The organism is Aureisphaera sp. (assembly GCF_059726885.1).
Genome location: NZ_AP041051.1, coordinates 1,453,615 through 1,471,755 on the forward strand (window position 1 = coordinate 1,453,615; position 18,141 = coordinate 1,471,755).

The window sequence follows — 18,141 nt, forward strand, 5'->3', positions numbered from 1 at the left end:
GATTTTTGGCTAAGCTATAAAATTTAGTGAATTTCTAAGATGTAAAATGGCCTCTTTTCCTACGTAACCAACTATTTCTTTTGATAGTGCCTGATATAAAATGGGGTAACAAAATGACTTCCACGGCTCTTCTAGGTGAATCGATTCCAAAGGCGGATTCTGAAAAGCCTGAAAAGAGTAAGAGCTAACATAAACAATGTATTATGAAAAAAATCCAACAACTTCTATTGTTCTTAATGCTGTTTGGAGCATTCTTTCATGGGGATGCCCAAGATTCCAGGGTTAAGAAAAAGGTTGAATCCAAAGATGGAAATGCCAGCATGATTGTTTTTCAGAAAAGCAACTCCTACCAGGTAGGGGAAATTCAAAGTTTCTTTTCCGAAGAATTAAAAATGAATGGCAATACGGAATTCAGGGAAGTGAAGCAGGAAACAGACAAACTTTCCTATAATCACTATACCTATCAGCAGTACCATAAGGGTATAAAAGTGGAGCATGGAATTTACAAGGTACATGCAAAGGATAACTTATTGCAAACGGCCAATGGCGAATACTTTAATGTGGTGCTCGCATCTACAAGTACTTCCTTATCTGCCGAAGCGGCATTGCGAACCCTTTTAAGCAGAATTGGCGCAAGATCCTATGTATGGGAGCATGCCGAGTCGGCCGCAGAAATGAACTACGAAAGACCAAGTGGCGAATTGGTAATTTTACCCATTAAACAAGAAAACTCCGATTCGTATGAATATGCGTTGACATATAAGTTCGATATCTTCTCCAACGACCCTTTAGACAGGGCTCATTATTTTGTGGATGCCCGTACAGGAATAGTGGTGGCCAGGGAACAAATCATGTGTACCGCACCTGCCGAAACGATGTACAGTGGTGATCGCATTATTGAAACACAAGCTGTCGTAGGTGGTGGCTTTACCTTGGTAGACGTTACCCGCGGTAATGGTATTAGAACCCTAAACAACCAAGGAGCCGAATTCTTCGACCTAAGTGGCGCTGTAATGTTTATTGATAACGATGACAATTGGACTGCAGCAGAATGGAACAATGCCAATCAGGACCAAGCAGCATTAGATGCACACTGGGGTCTGGAAATGACATATGATTATTTCAACGATGTACACGGCAGGGATAGTTATGATGGCAATGGAGCTTTTATTAGTGCCTATGCCCATGTGAGCTTTTTCGGAAGCCCTAATAATGCCGCCTGGACCGGAAGCAATATCGTCTTTGGGGATGGCGACGGATCCTTTTTCAGCCCGCTTACTTCTTTAGATGTGGCAGCCCATGAAATGGGACATGCAGTAGATCAGACCTCTTCCAATTTAACCTATCAGGATGAATCTGGAGCGTTAGATGAAGGATTAGCCGATATCTGGGGTGCCTGTGCAGAAAGTCTTGCGGCTCCTGAGAAAAGCCGATGGTTAATCGGGGAAGAAGTTACCCTTTTTCAATATGCGCTAAGGGATATGTCCAATCCAAACGCCTTGAGTTTACCCGACACGTACCATGGTAATTTCTGGTTTTTCGGAACTGGGGACAATGGAGGGGTACACACCAATAGTAGTGTATTAAATCACTGGTTTTACCTCTTGACCGAAGGGTCTGGAGCTACAGATGGCGTAAATGACAATGGAGATTTGTTCAATGTGGTTGGAATTGGTATTGAGGATGCGGAGCAAATTGCTTACCGTATGGAAACGGTATACCTTACGTCCAGTTCCAATTATGCAGATGCTCGGGAATATGGAATTCAGTCAGCTATCGATCTATTTGGGGATTGTTCCCAACAACATATTTCCACACAAAATGCTTTTTATGCAGTAGGAATTGGAGAGGAGCACGAAAACTGTTGTCCATTCGTGGAAATGGTTCGCCTTTGGGATGATTCCTATCAAAACCCTTCAGGGGAAAGTGCAGACAATTACACCGATTACACCCAAGAAGGCTGTATTCCAATTTTTGAAACAGACTTCCCACAGATCAATGTTCAGGCCTCTACCGATAATGTGTATTTGGCAATGTTCATTGACCTTAATGGCGATGGTGATTTCTGCGACGCTGATGAGGAATTGTACAACGAGCTTGATGCAAATGGAGGAACAGGAGTTAGTTTTACCGATTTAATAAATACGGGAACCCTTATGGGCGATGAGGTCGTACGGGTAGTGGTTAGCGATAGCCCAATTACGTGCGATGCCATACCGGTTTGTGGGGAAGCTGAGGACTACCTTATTTGTCCTCCCTGCGACGATGGCCCAGAAGGCTGTATCGACTTTAATTGTGAGCAGTACACGGACTTAATGGGTACGTCTTGCGATGCGCAATGTTACCCTAACTTGTTAGATGGATGGGGAGGCTCCAATATCGATGGGGTTGCCTACAGAAATGATGACAGTATAGGTGGACCAGATGATTTCTATTTGTTTATTGACGATGGAGGATGCAGCAGCGCAGGGTCCTTTATGTTTAATCATGATGATTTTGCAGGGGATTGGACCGAGAGAGGAAACTGTATCTGTTTCGATTTAAATGCCTTCCATGTGGGAAGTACCATTTCGGGATCCAGTAGCCTGAGAATTGGAAACGGAGTTGATAACTGTACTTCCACAATCACGGCAACCTTTGTCTTGGATAACCCTATTAGTGTAGCCGATGGTTGGGTGAATATTTGTGCACCGATTGATGTGTCGGATGCAGGAGAACTTCCAAGTAACGATGTAGGTCACTGGGTGATCAATACGGGATCTGCAGCCGATTGGGATGCGCTTATTCAGAATGTACAATCATTACTGTTCTATGTAGATGTGGATAGCGGTAACGAACAATGGGGACTGGACAATATCTGTTTCGATCCTTGTATTGATTGCGATAAGTTCGACTCGGCCGATTTTGCCGTTACCCAAACGTGCAGCAGTGAAGGGGTAGAGATTTCTGTATCAGATTTCGAATTATACGACGATCTCAATGCCACACACGAATGGTATATTGTGTCCAGTCCTAATCAAGGAGCGGGACCTTATACTCCAGTAACCAGTACGACCACCACAGGGCCAGGACCTCATGTGTTGGCAACAGGCCTTGCAGATGAGCTATACTACACGGTATTCCACAAAGTAATTACCGAGGATTGTGGAGAGCTTTGTTTCTCTGTAGAAGTATGGTGTAACAGAGGTAGAAGCAATGTAAGGGCTGCGGAAGTAGACTGCTGTCTTATTTTCGAACACTGGCCAAATGGACCGGGAGAGCCTATCGATTTTACTGCCGAATTTGAGCATGAAATCACCTTGGATAATATCATCAATGCAGTGCCATTGTATGAGTATGAAAACAACTCCAGTGTGGTACACGAATGGTATCTGTACTCTAGGGAAGAGCTTAATTCTGGTGATTTTACCTTTATTACCATGCAAACGGGTGTTAACTTTAGCTGGGGAACAGCCGAGGATGGTGTATACTATTTCCTACTGCACAAAGTGATAAGCGATTGTGGAGAGGTGTGCTATATGCGTGCCATTTACAAGAGTCGATTTGCCGGTAAGGGAGAAACCCGGGAGGAATGCGAAATCTGTGGACCGATCGATTGTAGCTTTATAGACGATCCGAATCCCGATTGTGAGGTACAGCAACCTATTAATGTGCAATATACGGAAGGAGTCCTATCATGGGATCCAGTGCCGGGTGCACAGGGATATGTGGTTGAAAATGCCATGGTTTGGCCAAGCGATTGCAGATGTGATGCGCCTAGCTCCATTGTACCCTTCCAGACTACTGAAACCAGTGCGCCGATTCCATTAGGAGAAGGAAGGTGCTATGTGCTTCAGGTAAGGGCTATTTGTGCCGACGGATCCCTTTCGGCCCCATCAGACTTCATATGCGTAGGAGGAAGGGGCATTAAAAAGCTGGTAGCTACGGTTACGCCCAACCCAACCAATGGGGATATGTCCTTTAACGTACAAACAGATCATGAAACCGATGTGACCATAGAGGTGTACAACTTCTACGGCGAAAAGGTGAATGCATTCCAGATGCGTACGTCTGTAGACACGCTTACTTCCGTATCATGGGAAGGTCCATATCTAAGAAAAGGAGTGTACTTCGTGAAGTTTATAACACATGAAGGAGCTATTATGAAACGAGTCATCGTTCATTAATTGAATAAGATTGTATAACCAATGAGCCCCTCGTAAGGAGGGGCTTTTTGTTTAATGATTATGGACTTATTAATTCTTATCTAAGCACCCGACTGAAATGGGGCACTAGTGGGGTTGTTGTATGATCATGTTTGATGGGTTGGCTTTTCAAAAAAATACAGTAGATAAAAAGAAATGATTAATATACCAAAAACAAATTTCATAGAGATCTAATATAACCTTTCAGTGATAGAGGTTAAGTACCAGCAGCCATGATCAAATTTGAAAATGTATTCCGTATAAAACAAATTGTTTTCGGCATCTAGATATTTACATCTAATCAGATCGTCTTTTAGTAGTTCATTCTCAACACTAAAGTTGTTATTTTCTTCTATTAAACATAGATCTATGTAAGTATAATCTTTTTTCCATAGATAGCCAGTGACAAACTTTTTTCTACTTGGATCCTTTCTATTTAGATAAGCGTATTCCAAAGGAATCCATAAACTTCTTTTTTGAAATTCCTCATTACAAGAAAAGCTTTCAAAAAAAACATCAAAATCACTGTCACAATTTTCTACAGGAAAGGTTTGGTCTGATATTGGGGGTAATTTTCCGCTAATTGGATCGTCATTTTCAATCCAAAAATTACAAGATGAAAAAAATAGAGTTAATGATAAAATAAGTAAATTGATCGACACCCCCTTTTTACAATACAACATTATACTAGTCTTTTTTTTATTATTTCTATGGGTTTCAAAAGTTATAATTTTTTGAGTGTTCCATCATCATGTACTTTATAATGTATTGATTTATGAGTATGATCTTTGTCCTTACTGTATTTATTCCCCCAGCTGGCACATGTCTCCAGTTGGGTAACCAATATCTTATGATAAACGACAGCCTTTAGTTGACCCAAGGAAAAAACAAAAAACCACGACCCTCGTTTTGGGGGTCGTGGTAGTACTGTAAATATAGTATTTTATTTAAAGATTCTAGCTTTGCCCACTCTTGTGTAAGCACCCGACAGAGTCGGGCGCTAGCAGGGGGGAATAGGACTACAACCTCTTCCTTAGTTAGCTCAATAATTAGCTTTTCGTTATTTATTGCTTTCATGGTTTTTTAATTTAATCTCCCAGCCGACACCCGTCTCCAGTCGGGTAACCACCACCTTTTCATAAACCACATCCTGTAGCTGACCCAAGGAAAAACAAAAAACCACGGCCCTCGTTTTGGGGGTCGTGGTTTTTGTAAATATAGTTTTTTTAATATACTCAGCCCTGCCCAATCCTGCATAAGCCTATCCAATAAATCTACTTGGACCTTCTATTGCTACCATATAGATTTAAACCAAATAGGTCAGGACAGTAATAGTCTCCTTTCACTTTATAGCCATCAATTGAATCTCTCAGTGTATTATTTGGATTCGTTTTACCGTTATAAGCTGCTAAATTTATTCTTAAGCTTTTCTTTAACTTAAATCGATAAACCCCTCCCTCTTTAATCAATACAGAATTCTGAGTATTTTCTTTTTTAGGCAGCGAAATTAATTCAAAGACTTCATCAGAGTTTGAGTTTATTTTTTTTGCATAGACTATCGACGGTTCATTAGGTGCATTTGCAATATGAACCACTTCATATGATGAAGAACAACTTGTTACAACAATGGCAACAATAATAATTACAAGTTTTTTCATTTTAATTTGATCTTTTTTTGAGTCTTTTCAAAGCTCTATCTGACTTTCTTATCAATTTATTGTATTTCTTTCTGGTCATAGTCTGATTTACCAAATTCTCAGCTCTATTACCAGAGCTAATAGATCTTATTACTGTAACATTATTTCCGTTACTAACTAAAGTGTTAGTTACACTGTAATCAGCCTTATGTCTTGGGTCTATAGCATCTGCTTTGTTATGAGCATTTGTATATGCGTCATTGGTGATTCCTTCAACAGCTTTAGATGCTCCACGAGAATCTTCAGCACCTACATACGACTCTAATACTTCGTGCAATGTTCCTACTCCTTCTCCTCTCTCAGCAACACGATCAATTATCTCCATTTGATTTGGATTGACAATTTGTGTAGCAATTACTACTCCATCCTTTACTTCACTTCCTCCAAAAGTTCCTCCTGTAATTGCAAGTCCGTCTTCATCGAAATTGTCAGATGTCGCGTTCAAATCAACCACAATATCTGGATTGTTAATAGCTTCAAAAAGCTTCATGTCCGCTGCTGTGACCTCCGCAGCACCGAAACTAAATATTGCTGCACTAAGTTCTCCAGTTTCCGAATCTCTTGATATAGCCAAAGTGTTCGATGAAGCATTTAAATCCTCTACTGCCTCATCAGCCAAATCACCATTCACAATTACGGTATCAGGAGCCATCCCATCAGGGTCTATATAATAAATAGGGTTATCGAAAGCATAATTGTACGGACTGTGCCTTCTCATTTGTTCTGCCAAAGGATCGATGTTCATCCATCTTCCCAATGATGCATCATAGTTCCTCGCACCGAAGTCGTACAATTCCATACCGAGTTCTGAATTGAGTTCTTTTCCATTATATTTATAGTTCTGTGCTAACGCATTCCCTTGGGTAGAAATTGTGGTATTGTACCCCTTTTGTTTGAGCCCAAAGGGATAATAATGGCTCACCTCTATGATTTCGCTGGTGCCCACAGAGCCGTTCAGGTCGCTATCCGCATAGGACAGGCGTACGTTGCCCAAGTGATCCACATACTGGAACACATACTGGTAGGCACTGGTTGTAGTCTGCCCCTGTTTAAAGCCCTTAACCTCCTCCGTGGTATTCGCTACGGGTTGAACATACCCTTCCGCATGACTAAAGAACTGCAGTTCGTCGTCCAGGTAGACGTACCCATTGGCATACTTGGTGGTATGCGTGGTGCTCCCCTCGGTCACTGTCTTTTTCAATTTGGTCCCCACCGCATCGTACACGTAGGTAATAGTTCCTGACTCCGCCAGGTGACCGATCTCTAGCTAAGTGCAATATTCTTCATCCTTACAAAGTGTTCTTTCTTTTACCAAAAGAAAGAACCAAAAAAAAACAAAAAACCGCAACCCCCAAGAAGGGTTGCGGTAGTTTTATAAAGACAGTATTTATTTAAAGATTCTAGCTTAGCCCACTCTTATGTGAGCACCCGTCTCAAGAAGGGAGCTAGCAGGGAACTACTGTTTTTCAAATATTTAAACTCTATTATAAGACCATGTCCTATTTTGACTTATTATCCCCTTTAATTGCCTTTTTTGGAGTAGAAGACTTTTCGGTCATCATAGATATGATTCGTATAAATTGTATCTCTATTCTCTGAAGTAAAATAAAACTCCAGAGTGTTGTCATATAGCTCATCATTATTAATAAACATATAAAAACCAGTAGAATCTATTTTTTGGAAATAATAGATAGAATCGCCTTTATAAAAACCATCTTTAATAACTCCATGATGGCTTTTGTCAAGGTCAAAATTCTTAAACAAATTTTCATCGTTCTCCATTAATTCAACTATTTCATAAGTACCGATAATAGATTTGTTGCTAAAACTATATTTTTTTAGTTCTAAATTTTCTTTTCCGTTTTTAGTCATATTATACAAAAACATCGATTCTTCATCAAAAGAGGTTACCAAATATAGGCTTTGAGAATAATCCTTAAAACCAATTAAATGAAACCTGTCGAAAAGCGTTCCAATGTAAGTAGGAAAAAAGGCTCCTTGTTCAATTAATTCTCCTTCCTCTACCCTGAAATTACCAGAGTATATATTGTTCGGAATGAATTTCTTCCATACTTGAAACCTTTCTTTCTTCAATACCCAGTACCCATTAAACAAATTTTCAAAGTTGTCGTTAATATTAATACTCAGAATATCAATTTTTATAATTGTATCATTTAATACAATATGATATTCGTTTTCCTTTGTAGACTTAATCATAGATTGATGGCCAATATTTTTAAGAAGCAGGGAATCTTGAATTATATATCTAGAAACACTATCGCCATTAATCTCAAAAATATTGCTCCTGCCTTCGAGTTCACCAAAAAAATAAGGTGAAGAATTTTCAATTTCAAAATCAGTACATTTTTGTTCAACACATGAAGCTGAAACAAATAGCACAATTAAGACTTTTACTATGCTATTAATTTTTAATTTTTTCAATAGGTGTTGGATTTGGGTCATTTTCATATGCTTTTTCCATTAAATTTTTGAAGATCAGTATTCCAAATAGCAGTTTTTATAAAAGCACCATTTTGAAACACTACCAAGGTGGTTTTCTTTTACTTTCTTTTTAATCTAATAGTGGTTATCATATAAAAAGCATAACTTAAAATCAGATATGTTTGTAATTGAGACCTTTCCTCCATTGAGCTAAAAACTAATACTAATATCCCTAAGCCTAATAAAAATTTTCCGCTATTGAGAATTTTCAAACCAATAAAGTCGCTATATTTTTTATTTTCATAAGTAACAAAAAAGTTATTTATACCTGTTAATACAATGAATATAATAATCAAATAAGTAATAAAATCAGGTATATCTATATTCCAATAATACTCTAATCCTATAATAAATACCAATAAAAAGGTATTGATTAAATATATATATTTACTTATATCTTTTAACTTCATTACGTAATGTGACTTTTTTTCCTTTAAAATTATTTGTTGAAACATACTCTCTGTATAGTCCTCCAAGAACTTCTCCTCCTGCTATTCCTTGTGCTGCACCAGGTACTTTTTTCAATATAAAAGCTCCAACAGCACCTCCCAATATTGATTCTGTTCCACTATATTTAAACTTCATTCCTGTAAAATTAACATCAGTTTTTAAACCTGCTTTTAATTGACTACCATAATTTTTTACATCTGCTTGTTGCATATCTAAAGCAACATTTTTTGTTCCATCTACACCACTTATATTTGCCTCATTTGTTATAGTTCTTTCTCCTGTTTCGGCACTTAATGTTACAACTCTTTTATTACTGCTAACAGTTTGAGTTGAAGATTCATTTGTTTGAATTTCTCCATTCTCATCAACAGAAGCAGAAACAGTATAATTACTTGTAGTTGTAACAGTCTCATATGTACTTTGTGTATCTCCATTTTCTAAAGATTCCACAGTTTGAATAATGTTTGTTTCAACTGTAGTTACAGATAAGCTACCATCGTCATTTACGCTTTGAGTAGTATTAACTTCTCTGACTCTATGAATATGTTTATCATTATCGCCATTAGTATCAATTGGTTCCATTCCATCTGGGTCAATAAACCTCATAGGATTATTAAACGCAAAATTATAAGGACTATGCCTTCTCATTTTTTCAGCCAATGGGTCAAGATTCATCCATCTACCCAATGCAGCATCATAGTTTCTCGCACCGAAGTCGTACCATTCCATACCGAGTTCTGAATTGAGTTCTTTTCCATTATATTTATAGTTCTGTGCTAACGCATTCCCTTGGGTAGAAATTGTGGTATTGTACCCCTTTTGTTTGAGGCCAAAGGGATAATAATGGCTTACCTCTATGATCTCGCTGGTGCCCACAGAGCCGTTCAGGTCGCTATCCGCATAGGACAGGCGTACGTTGCCCAAGTGGTCCACATACTGGAACACATATTGATACCCACTGGTGGTGGTCTGCCCCCCTTTAAAGCCCTTAACCTCCTCCGTAGTGCCGACAACCGGTTTTACGTACCCCTCCGGATGGGGGAAGAACTGCAGTTCGTCGTCCAAGTAGACATACCCATTGGCATACTTGGTGGTATGTGTGGTGCTCCCCTCGGTCACGGTCTTTTTCAATTTGGTCCCCATGGCATCGTAAATATACGAAATAGTCCCCGTTTGGCCCCCGCTCACCGTGACCGTTTCGGGCAGGTTAAAGTGGTTGTACCCGATGTTCGTGATACCCTTGTTGCGGTCCAGTATCAGGTTCCCGTTGTCGTCATAATCGAAATCGTCCAGCAATCCCACATAGCCATCGTTAAAGCCCTCTGCGATCAACCCCGGGGTCGGGCTGTTATCGTCCACCTTGAGCAATTGGTTGCCATCGTCATAGGTATAGGTAAGGCCGTCCCAGGTACCCGTTACCGTACCGTCATCGTTGGCCCCCATACGGGTGAGCTGTAGGATGTTCCCGTTAAGGTCATAGCTGAGCCCCGACAGTCCATATTCGTCCGTAACGGTAAGGGCACTTCCCCTTCGGCTGTAAGCGGCCGTTAAACGGTTCAGCGCATCGTAGGTGTACCCATAGGTGCGCTTTTGGTTGTCGGAGCTTTTGGTGCGCCACACCGTCTGTGAGATATTCCCGTTATAGAGCGGTTCCACGGGGGTCATGGAACTGCCCCCTTCAATAACCTCGTTGTAATTGATACGGAAGCTAAAAAGGTCCTGCAGCTGCCATGGGGCATCCACGTCGTTGATGCCCAGGAGCCAGCCCCGAACGTTATAGCTGTAGTCCACCTCCTGCAGTACCTTGTCTATGCTGTCCCCGAAGAGCTCAAATCCCTCGGCACTAACACTGGTACTGTAAAGCCCCACTTTCCCAACGAGGTCCACGGTACTTGTTAGGGTATGGGTATAAAAGGGCGATCCCCCGTTCTTTTTAAACTGTATTTGGTTGCCCGAGCGTTCCACGGAGAACCCGTCATCGGTATCGAAGGTCCCGTACACCCCCTGTACCACATTGTTCACGATCACCTTCACGTCACGGTTTCCGTCCCCATTGCTGTCACTGGGGTTAAGCTCAAGCCCATAGTCGTAGGCATCCCAACCGTTGGCTCCCAGGACGATGGTTTTGCGAAGCCCAAAACGCAGGGCCTTGTCGGTCTGTGGTACGGTAAGGCGCACCCCGCCATCGGCCGTAATTTCCCCCTTGGTCTTGGCCCCCGAGGTCCAGTCACCACCGCCGTCGTTGCGGGTAATGGTGCCGTCGAAGGTCACGTCGGCCTTCTCGATGCCGGTGTAGCCATCGATAAAGGTCTCGCCCCCCACGTCCTTTTTGTACAGCTGGCCCAGGTCATCGTAGTAATTCTTGGCGATGAGCTGTACGGGCTCGTTGTCGATCTGTTGTTCGTGCGTTACGAGACGCCCCATATGATCGTAGGTAAAATAATCGAGGGTGGTCACGCTATTGGGCGAAATGCCCGTAACCTCGTGGAAGGTCCTGGTCTCCATGGGCTTGCCCGTAAAGTCCAGGTGGCTTTCCACCTTGTCCTTGGTACTGAGGTAGTTGTTCTCGGTAAACAGGTGTACGGGCCGGGCCTTATCGTCATAGCCCGTTACCGTGGTGATCCAGAACTGGCTAGGGGTAGGCTGGTCCAGGCCATCCAGCACCCGTACCTTGCTCACGGTGGGCAGTCCCTGGGTATCGGTGGTGATGGTGGTTCCATAGATGTTCTGTGCCGGCGGGCTGCCCAATGTGCCCGTGTCTATATAGGTATCGTAGTAGCTCACCGTATGGACCTCGATATCGTTCTGCGGAAAGGCCAGATTGCTGTAGTGAACGGGTGTCCCGTCTATGGTCGTTGTGCCCGTCTGCCGGTTCTCGTACAGGGGTAACCCACTCAGGCCGCTCTGCACCTGCGATTTACTGTGGTTGCTCAGGATACCCGTATAGGCCACCCTCCCTAGGATATCGTATTTGGTAAAGAGCCATTCGTTGTTCTTGGCCTGCTCGGCATCCTGCGTAAGGATGGGACGGTCCAGTTTATCATATATGATGCTTTCCCATCCCTTTCCGGGGATTTTCTTTTCGGCCAGCCTGCCCCTGCTATCGTAAATGTACTGATAGCATAGGCCGTCAAGGATATCCTTGTAATCTATATCCAGTGCAGAGCCATCCATAATCTTATCCGAACCCTCGGGTGAGAGCACATACACCAGTTTCCCATCATCGTCATATATGTAATAAGTGTCGTGGGCAATACTACTGTTAAAGGTCCTTTTTAAAACCGTTCTACCCTGATTGTCCGTAAATTCCTGAGCTGTTTTGTCATTGCCATCGGAGGATTGCCAATTTTCATCCTTGGTGATGGTTTTTAAGAGCTCCCCAGTGGCATAATACCCATTGTACACGATATCGGGGCCGGAATAGCCACTTGTATAGCTAACCGAAAAATCACGCACCTCGTTGGTAGCATTGGTCTCGTAAGCATTACGGATGGTATGGGAGCCCAAACGCCATTCCGATCCCGGTGCGGCCATTTCCAATGTACGGTCCAATGGCGAATTTTCATAACGAACCTGGGAGAAGGGGTTTTCGTAGTCGGGACCGAACCCCTGAATGAAATCATCATAGAACTTGGCCTGGTAATAGGTGATGATTTCATCGGTAATGGTGTTCCCCCCGGAACCTTCGTAATACTCTCCATCGGTATTTCCGGTAACGGGTAGGGCGAGCCAGTCTTTTGGCTTTCGTCCCTTGGAGTCATAGTAGACCGGAACGATAAGGTCTTCACGATCCCCGCCCGCTCGTTGGGAAACGGCTTGAATGTTCCTGCCCAAACCATCAAAATAGGTCACGGCCTCGATCCTGTCATCTTCGGGGATCCCTGCCTGTACCTCAGACCAGGTGTGTGGCTGTTGATAAGCCGTGTTCTTTACATAATTTTGGTCGGTGCTTTGTCCCCAAACAAGAGCTGGGAAAACCAATAAAAGTACTAGGGTGTATATTGTGTTTTTCATCTCTTTTGGGTTTAGTTGTTGATTCTGTAGTTGTATTCGTTGCTGTTCAGCACCTTCGAAGAACCATCGGTTACATACAAAAGGCGGTTCTCACCGTCATAGTGGAAATGTGTTTTGTATTCCCTTGGGTCTGTAATCGTACCTACCTGCATAAAATCGGTGTAGGTATAGGTGGTCACCAACGAATTGCCCAGTGCCCTGAGTTGATCCTCTTGTTGCTGGCTCAATGCCCCTGAAAGGGTAAAACCGTTCCCAAAAAAGGAAAGAGCTTCTATTTCTGCATAGGTAGCGTTCTCCACTTTTGCTACGATGAGCCTGCCATCATATCCCCAGACATAGCTCGTGGACTGCCCATTGGTTTTTGCCACCTCGCATAGGTTCCCGTGGGGGTCATAAGCCCTGAAGTCCATGCGGGATTCTGGGGTATCGTTCAGCCTGTAGGCCATGATTTTATCGGGCATCAAATAGGCCGGGGAAGCCCCGAATTCGTCATACTTGGTTTCCTGGGTGTATTTTAACTCCTCTGTGGTTTCCTTGTGGTAATACTCGGTCTTCACGGGAGTAGAGAGGCGGTTAGCAGTAACAAGGGCCTGCATGTCCGTGTCTGTTGAAGCAAAATCATTGGGATAGTAGTACTTGGTTATTTTTGACTCGCCGCTCCTACTGGTCGTAGTGGTCGATTTGCGCAAGAGGTAATCTATACCTACATCGTCATATTCAGAAGTCATTGTTGTGGTCACTTCATCGGTCCCGAATAACTGCTTTGATACCTGGGTTGAGGTCTTTAAATATTCGGGATTGAAGTTGGTATGGAAAGGCTGGATTCTTGAATAGCTCAACACGTTGGTACATGTATTTCCGGGGTCGGAACATACAGCGGGGGTCGTAATGACCCCACCGATACCTGTGGAAGCTATAACATAAGACCCTACTACCTCGTCGCCGTTGCCGGTTTCGGAAAACATGATAAAATTGAAGGCATTGTTGGGATTGTCCTTTACCGCAAAACCCGAATAGCTTTCAACATCGGATGTGTAAGTGGTTTGGATCTCAACCAGGGTATTGTTACCATGATCTATAACGGTTTGTTTTTCCAGTTGCCCAGCACCCACCTGGCCATAATGGCTGGTGGCAAAAGGGGGTTGATTTACATCTACTATCGCTCCATTAGACAGCCCGGTTGGGAACTCATGCACTGTTTTTCCCAATAACGCCGAACCCGATGAATTGATATCCCTTTCGGTTACCCTGCCATAGCTAATGTAGGGGACGTCACCATTGTTTGCCTTAGCCAGACGGTGGTATCGTGTATGGGTAGGCCCACCAAATTCCCTTTGCTCTGTAGTGTTGTATTTCAACAGGGGCCGCAAGTATCCCTCCTCATAGAGCTCTTCATATTCGTAGGTCTTTTTTGTGGAGAAAGTACCCGAATCTGTGTAATTGGTAATACCTGCTATACGAATACCGTCATAGTACGTATCCACGCCGCCTACTGTTTTTTTATGCTGTTCATAGTCAAATTCTGTGTAGCCCCCAGTTGGGTAATCGATACGGGTTAAGATCCCAACAAGGGCATCACTAAAGCTAAAGTTCCTGTCGGCACCAATTAGTGTATGGCCACCAACCACCCATTCTTCAAAAAGCGTACCCCCGTTATTGTTTGGCGCCCCATTAGAATACCCCCAACGATCTTGCGAAAAAGAGTCTCTCGCTGGCATATCTTCTGGATTGTCGTAGGTAAAATTGTATTCCTTTTCGAAGTCATGGGTGGTTCCCGTATATCCATTCCCAGCGATCTCGATCTTGTCGAGCCTTAACCTAAGCTCTTCCTCATTACTGCCCGTTCCGAAATGATCGTAGGTAAATTTGAAAAAATTGATGGTAGTACCGTTAAATGGACTTTTTACCTCCAAAGACTCAATTTTGTTGTCCAGTACGAAATCATCCCTTTGACCTAAGGTGATATCCACAATTACGTCTTCATTATGCTTTACCTGTAAAAGAGCTTGCTGAATGATCTTGTACTTGTTTCCCGATTCAATTTCATCGAAGTAAATCCAATTGTTCGGGTCCGTAGGCGGAGGGTCATTATCTATTCGCTTGTTATGCCAAGTGAAGACCTCTTGGGTCCAGGTGTCCAAGTCGTCATAGATGAACTTATAGGTGTCCTTTCCGTTGGGAGATATCATTTCTGTCAATTTCCAGGCCGAATAATAGCTCATTATGTAGGGGGCCGAGGAATTTTGACCGATACTGAATGTATCATTAAAACTTTCGGACGTTGTTAATTCTCCACCACCGCTAGCCAAGAACGTGTAGCGGGTTCCGTCCTCACCTGTAATAATCCAGGTATGATTGGCACTTGTCGCATAACTATTGATTTTAATTCGTGGATTATCCATAACTTTTGGAGATACCGTATTGTTGGTGTTATCGAATACCATGATGATTTTTGCCGTTAGTCCTGGAGCACTCACTACGTAACTATCCAAAGCGACATCATAAGATCCCGTCTGCACCTTGTCCAGAAAATCCACATAGTCCAATGCCTCCGCAACATCTGCAAAAGTATCCGCTCCGTTAATTTCCTTATCATTGTAAGTGCCAAGTTTATTTCTGAGAATCGCACTATCCAATAAGGTAGAATAACCCCCAAGACCGACCGTAACGTTAGTGTAGCTATCGGGAAGCCCATTGGTAATTCGCGTGATGCTCCCTCCCAAAGCTAGATTCCATCCAAGCCCGGTACCTGGAGCAATATCCTCTACTTTCCGTGCATCGATATCATAGGTCAGTGAGATGGGAAGATCCATCTCAAGACCTTTGAAGGTATACAAGGGAATGGCAACATTGGGCTTTCCCTCAAAAAGGGATACGGCTGTCTCCCCATAGGTGCCGAAGGCGGCCGCTTCAGATGAAGTCGGTATGGTCAACATTCGGTTTACCTCATTGGTGTAATTGAATTCACCTCCCTCGTCTTGGGAAAAGCATACACCTCCAATTAAAAGGAGCAAATAGAAAAATGATTTTTTCATTGATAGTTGTTTTGATTAAAAATTTAAAAAAAGAGTGCAGGATTGGCTTTGCGTTGCTACCTCGCAAATTGGCCCCAGATAAAGTTGAGATAACTTCTCTTGCTCTAATTTCATTAATAATATGTTCGCTGGGCCGTTGTAAGGACGGCCTACATTATAAACACTGCCAAGTGATTTTGGCAACTATGTTAGGAGGGAGTAAACACGTTGGTAATTTCAACGTTGTATAAATGTACAAAATTTGTCTTGAATGCAAGAGGTATGTTACGTTATTGGAATGGATATATGCACTGAATTCATGAATTCAGTGCTCTGAAAAGCACCTAAATAATTGACTATTAAATTTTTAAAACTTTTTTAAAATTCCCCGTCTACCTTAATGGACCTTTGGGTGTAGGCAATGGAATATAGGTGTCATCTCCAGGTACCTTAGGAAAGCGTTTTTGCTTCCAATCGTCTTTGGCTTTCTCCAGACGTTCTTTAGAAGAGGACACAAAATTCCAGAACAAGAAGCGTTCTTCGGGAAAGGGTTTCCCTCCAAAAAGCAGTACACGACTTCCTTTCTCGAGGGTAATGGTGCATTCGTCTTCGGTTTTGGAAATAAGCATTTGGCCCTGTTCTACACGATCCCCTGCGTCCAAGACTTTTCCATGGGTCACCACAATGGCGATTTCGCCTTCCAACTGTCCACGAATCTCTAAGCAGGTCTCTTCGTTGGCCAACACATCTACCATAAACAACGGCGAATGCACTGGAAGTGGGGATTTTCGACCGAAGCCTTCGCCTGCCACCAAGGTAATTTCAAGATGGTTTTCCTTCCAGTGGGGCAACTCGTTTTTAGGGACAAAATCGAAACGGGGTTGCATTTCTTCTTTCTCCTTGGGCATGGCTACCCATACTTGGTACCCGTGAACGGGATACGTTTGGCCATTGCGTTGGTGCTGAGGGGTTCGTTCGGTATGGGAGACCCCTTTGCCAGAGGTCATAAACCCCACATCGCCTGCCGCTATGTGCTTTACAGCTCCGGTACTATCCTTGTGTTCAATTTCCCCTTCCAAAAGATAGGTAAGGGTAGAAAGGCCTATATGGGGATGCTGATCTACGTCCATATACTTGCCCGGGCCAATTTCGGAAGGTCCCATATGATCTATAAACGTGAAAGGGCCTACCTGCCTTTTCTTTCTGAATGGAAGCAGTCTTCCTACCAAAAAATTCCCAAGATCCCGGGAACGTTCCCCTACGAGCATTTTGTTGTTTCCCATAACTAGCAATTTTACCTCTTAAAGTTACAACAATATGAAAGTATTCGGAAATAGAAAGAGGGCGTTATAAACGCCCTCTTTGACTCAAACCTAATAAAATATAAAAAATGAAAAAAAATTACTTTTTGATAAGCTGGATGGATTGTTTTCCAGCATCTGTAGCTACTTGGGCCATATAAATCCCTGGCGCCAATGCTTCGTTATTAATGGCAACTTCATTGCTGTTTGCTGTAGTTTGAGCAACCATTTTCCCTAACACATCATATACCACCACTTTTTGAATGTTCTGATTCGCACTGGAAATGTTCCACACGCGGGCCGATGGATTTGGATATACAGAAACATTAACTGCATTTAAATCGTTCACGCTTAATAGGGGAGCTGTTACTACGATGCTTCCCAAAGCACCTTCATCATCCGGGTTGGCATTTACTCCAGAAACGTAGAATCCATACTGCACTACTGCATCTTCTGGAGCTACATCTGTATACACTATAGAGAAATTTTGCCCTGCGGTTAGTTCGGCAGTTTCAATCTTCAATACAGAAAAATCGCCATTAAATACCTTAATAAAGGCCATAGCGGTGTATTCTGAATCTAAATCGTTACTCTGTACATATCCGTTAAAGGTTAGTTCGCTTCCTACAAGTGTGTTGTCCTCAACAAAGGTGTTTCCTTCGAAAATTTTGTTTCCTTCACCCGTAGTTTGGTTTACCCAGAAAGGATCTGTAGGGTTATCTGCATAGGTGTTAAAATTAGGTTGTAGGGTAACGGTTCCGGCACCTACATCGATGGTTGTTTTTAAGTCTGGCACGCCCCAAGACTCTCCAAAGACATAACCTCCACCGTCTGACGGAAGATCGAATACGTTGGCAAATCCAACCCATGTAGCGCTGGCATCTACCTCAACGGTATTTTGTGCTTGAACGCTAAAGGAAAAAGCGAGTAGTAGTACTAAGGTTACATAAATCTGTTTCATAATATCGAGTTTTTAGTT

At 42.7% G+C, this 18,141-nt stretch carries 10 protein-coding genes; 1 reads left to right on the forward strand and 9 read right to left on the reverse strand.

Annotated elements, in window-relative coordinates:
• Positions 1–203 precede the first annotated feature (203 nt).
• Positions 204–4,166, forward strand: a complete 3,963-nt coding sequence (locus tag AC6JAD_RS06475) for a M4 family metallopeptidase (RefSeq protein ID WP_461304475.1) — start codon at positions 204–206, stop codon at positions 4,164–4,166.
• A gap of 209 nt (positions 4,167–4,375) precedes the next feature.
• Here AC6JAD_RS06475 and AC6JAD_RS06480 read toward each other — a convergent pair whose 3' ends face one another.
• The 9 genes from AC6JAD_RS06480 to AC6JAD_RS06520 form a co-directional block, all read right to left on the reverse strand.
• Positions 4,376–4,867: a hypothetical protein gene (locus AC6JAD_RS06480; RefSeq protein ID WP_461304476.1), complete on the reverse strand. Its 492-nt coding sequence runs from the start codon at positions 4,865–4,867 to the stop codon at positions 4,376–4,378.
• Between the two features lie 591 nt (positions 4,868–5,458).
• The gene (locus tag AC6JAD_RS06485) at positions 5,459–5,842 is read right to left on the reverse strand and encodes a hypothetical protein (RefSeq protein WP_461304477.1); all 384 of its coding nucleotides are present in this window, start codon (positions 5,840–5,842) and stop codon (positions 5,459–5,461) included.
• Position 5,843: 1 nt separating this feature from the next.
• Entirely contained in the window at positions 5,844–7,106 is a 1,263-nt protein-coding gene (locus AC6JAD_RS06490; RefSeq protein WP_461304478.1) for an RHS repeat-associated core domain-containing protein, read from the reverse strand.
• Positions 7,107–7,402: 296 nt separating this feature from the next.
• Entirely contained in the window at positions 7,403–8,323 is a 921-nt protein-coding gene (locus tag AC6JAD_RS06495; protein WP_461304479.1) for a hypothetical protein, read from the reverse strand.
• Between the two features lie 119 nt (positions 8,324–8,442).
• Complete coding sequence (locus AC6JAD_RS06500; RefSeq protein ID WP_461304480.1) at positions 8,443–8,793, reverse strand: hypothetical protein; 351 nt, start codon at positions 8,791–8,793, stop codon at positions 8,443–8,445.
• Positions 8,771–12,847 (reverse strand): DUF6443 domain-containing protein, encoded by a 4,077-nt coding sequence (locus AC6JAD_RS06505; RefSeq protein ID WP_461304481.1) that lies wholly within the window; start codon positions 12,845–12,847, stop codon positions 8,771–8,773. Before AC6JAD_RS06505 ends, AC6JAD_RS06500 begins: the two co-directional genes overlap by 23 nt.
• Before the next feature lie 11 nt (positions 12,848–12,858).
• Positions 12,859–15,882, reverse strand: coding sequence for an RHS repeat domain-containing protein (locus AC6JAD_RS06510; protein WP_461304482.1), 3,024 nt, complete (start codon positions 15,880–15,882; stop codon positions 12,859–12,861).
• A 371-nt stretch (positions 15,883–16,253) separates the two neighbouring features.
• Positions 16,254–17,144 (reverse strand): pirin family protein, encoded by an 891-nt coding sequence (locus tag AC6JAD_RS06515; protein ID WP_461304483.1) that lies wholly within the window; start codon positions 17,142–17,144, stop codon positions 16,254–16,256.
• Positions 17,145–17,262: 118 nt separating this feature from the next.
• Complete coding sequence (locus AC6JAD_RS06520; protein ID WP_461304484.1) at positions 17,263–18,123, reverse strand: T9SS type A sorting domain-containing protein; 861 nt, start codon at positions 18,121–18,123, stop codon at positions 17,263–17,265.
• Positions 18,124–18,141 lie beyond the last annotated feature (18 nt).

What these genes read in the sequence shown, in the direction of transcription:
- AC6JAD_RS06475 (WP_461304475.1), top strand. Translation starts at nt 204, where the DNA reads ATGAAAAAAATCCAACAACTTCTATTGTTCTTAATGCTGTTTGGAGCA.
- AC6JAD_RS06480 (WP_461304476.1), bottom strand. Translation starts at nt 4,867, where the DNA reads ATGTTGTATTGTAAAAAGGGGGTGTCGATCAATTTACTTATTTTATCA.
- AC6JAD_RS06485 (WP_461304477.1), bottom strand. Translation starts at nt 5,842, where the DNA reads ATGAAAAAACTTGTAATTATTATTGTTGCCATTGTTGTAACAAGTTGT.
- AC6JAD_RS06500 (WP_461304480.1), bottom strand. Translation starts at nt 8,793, where the DNA reads ATGAAGTTAAAAGATATAAGTAAATATATATATTTAATCAATACCTTT.
- AC6JAD_RS06505 (WP_461304481.1), bottom strand. Translation starts at nt 12,847, where the DNA reads ATGAAAAACACAATATACACCCTAGTACTTTTATTGGTTTTCCCAGCT.
- AC6JAD_RS06510 (WP_461304482.1), bottom strand. Translation starts at nt 15,882, where the DNA reads ATGAAAAAATCATTTTTCTATTTGCTCCTTTTAATTGGAGGTGTATGC.
- AC6JAD_RS06515 (WP_461304483.1), bottom strand. Translation starts at nt 17,144, where the DNA reads ATGGGAAACAACAAAATGCTCGTAGGGGAACGTTCCCGGGATCTTGGG.
- AC6JAD_RS06520 (WP_461304484.1), bottom strand. Translation starts at nt 18,123, where the DNA reads ATGAAACAGATTTATGTAACCTTAGTACTACTACTCGCTTTTTCCTTT.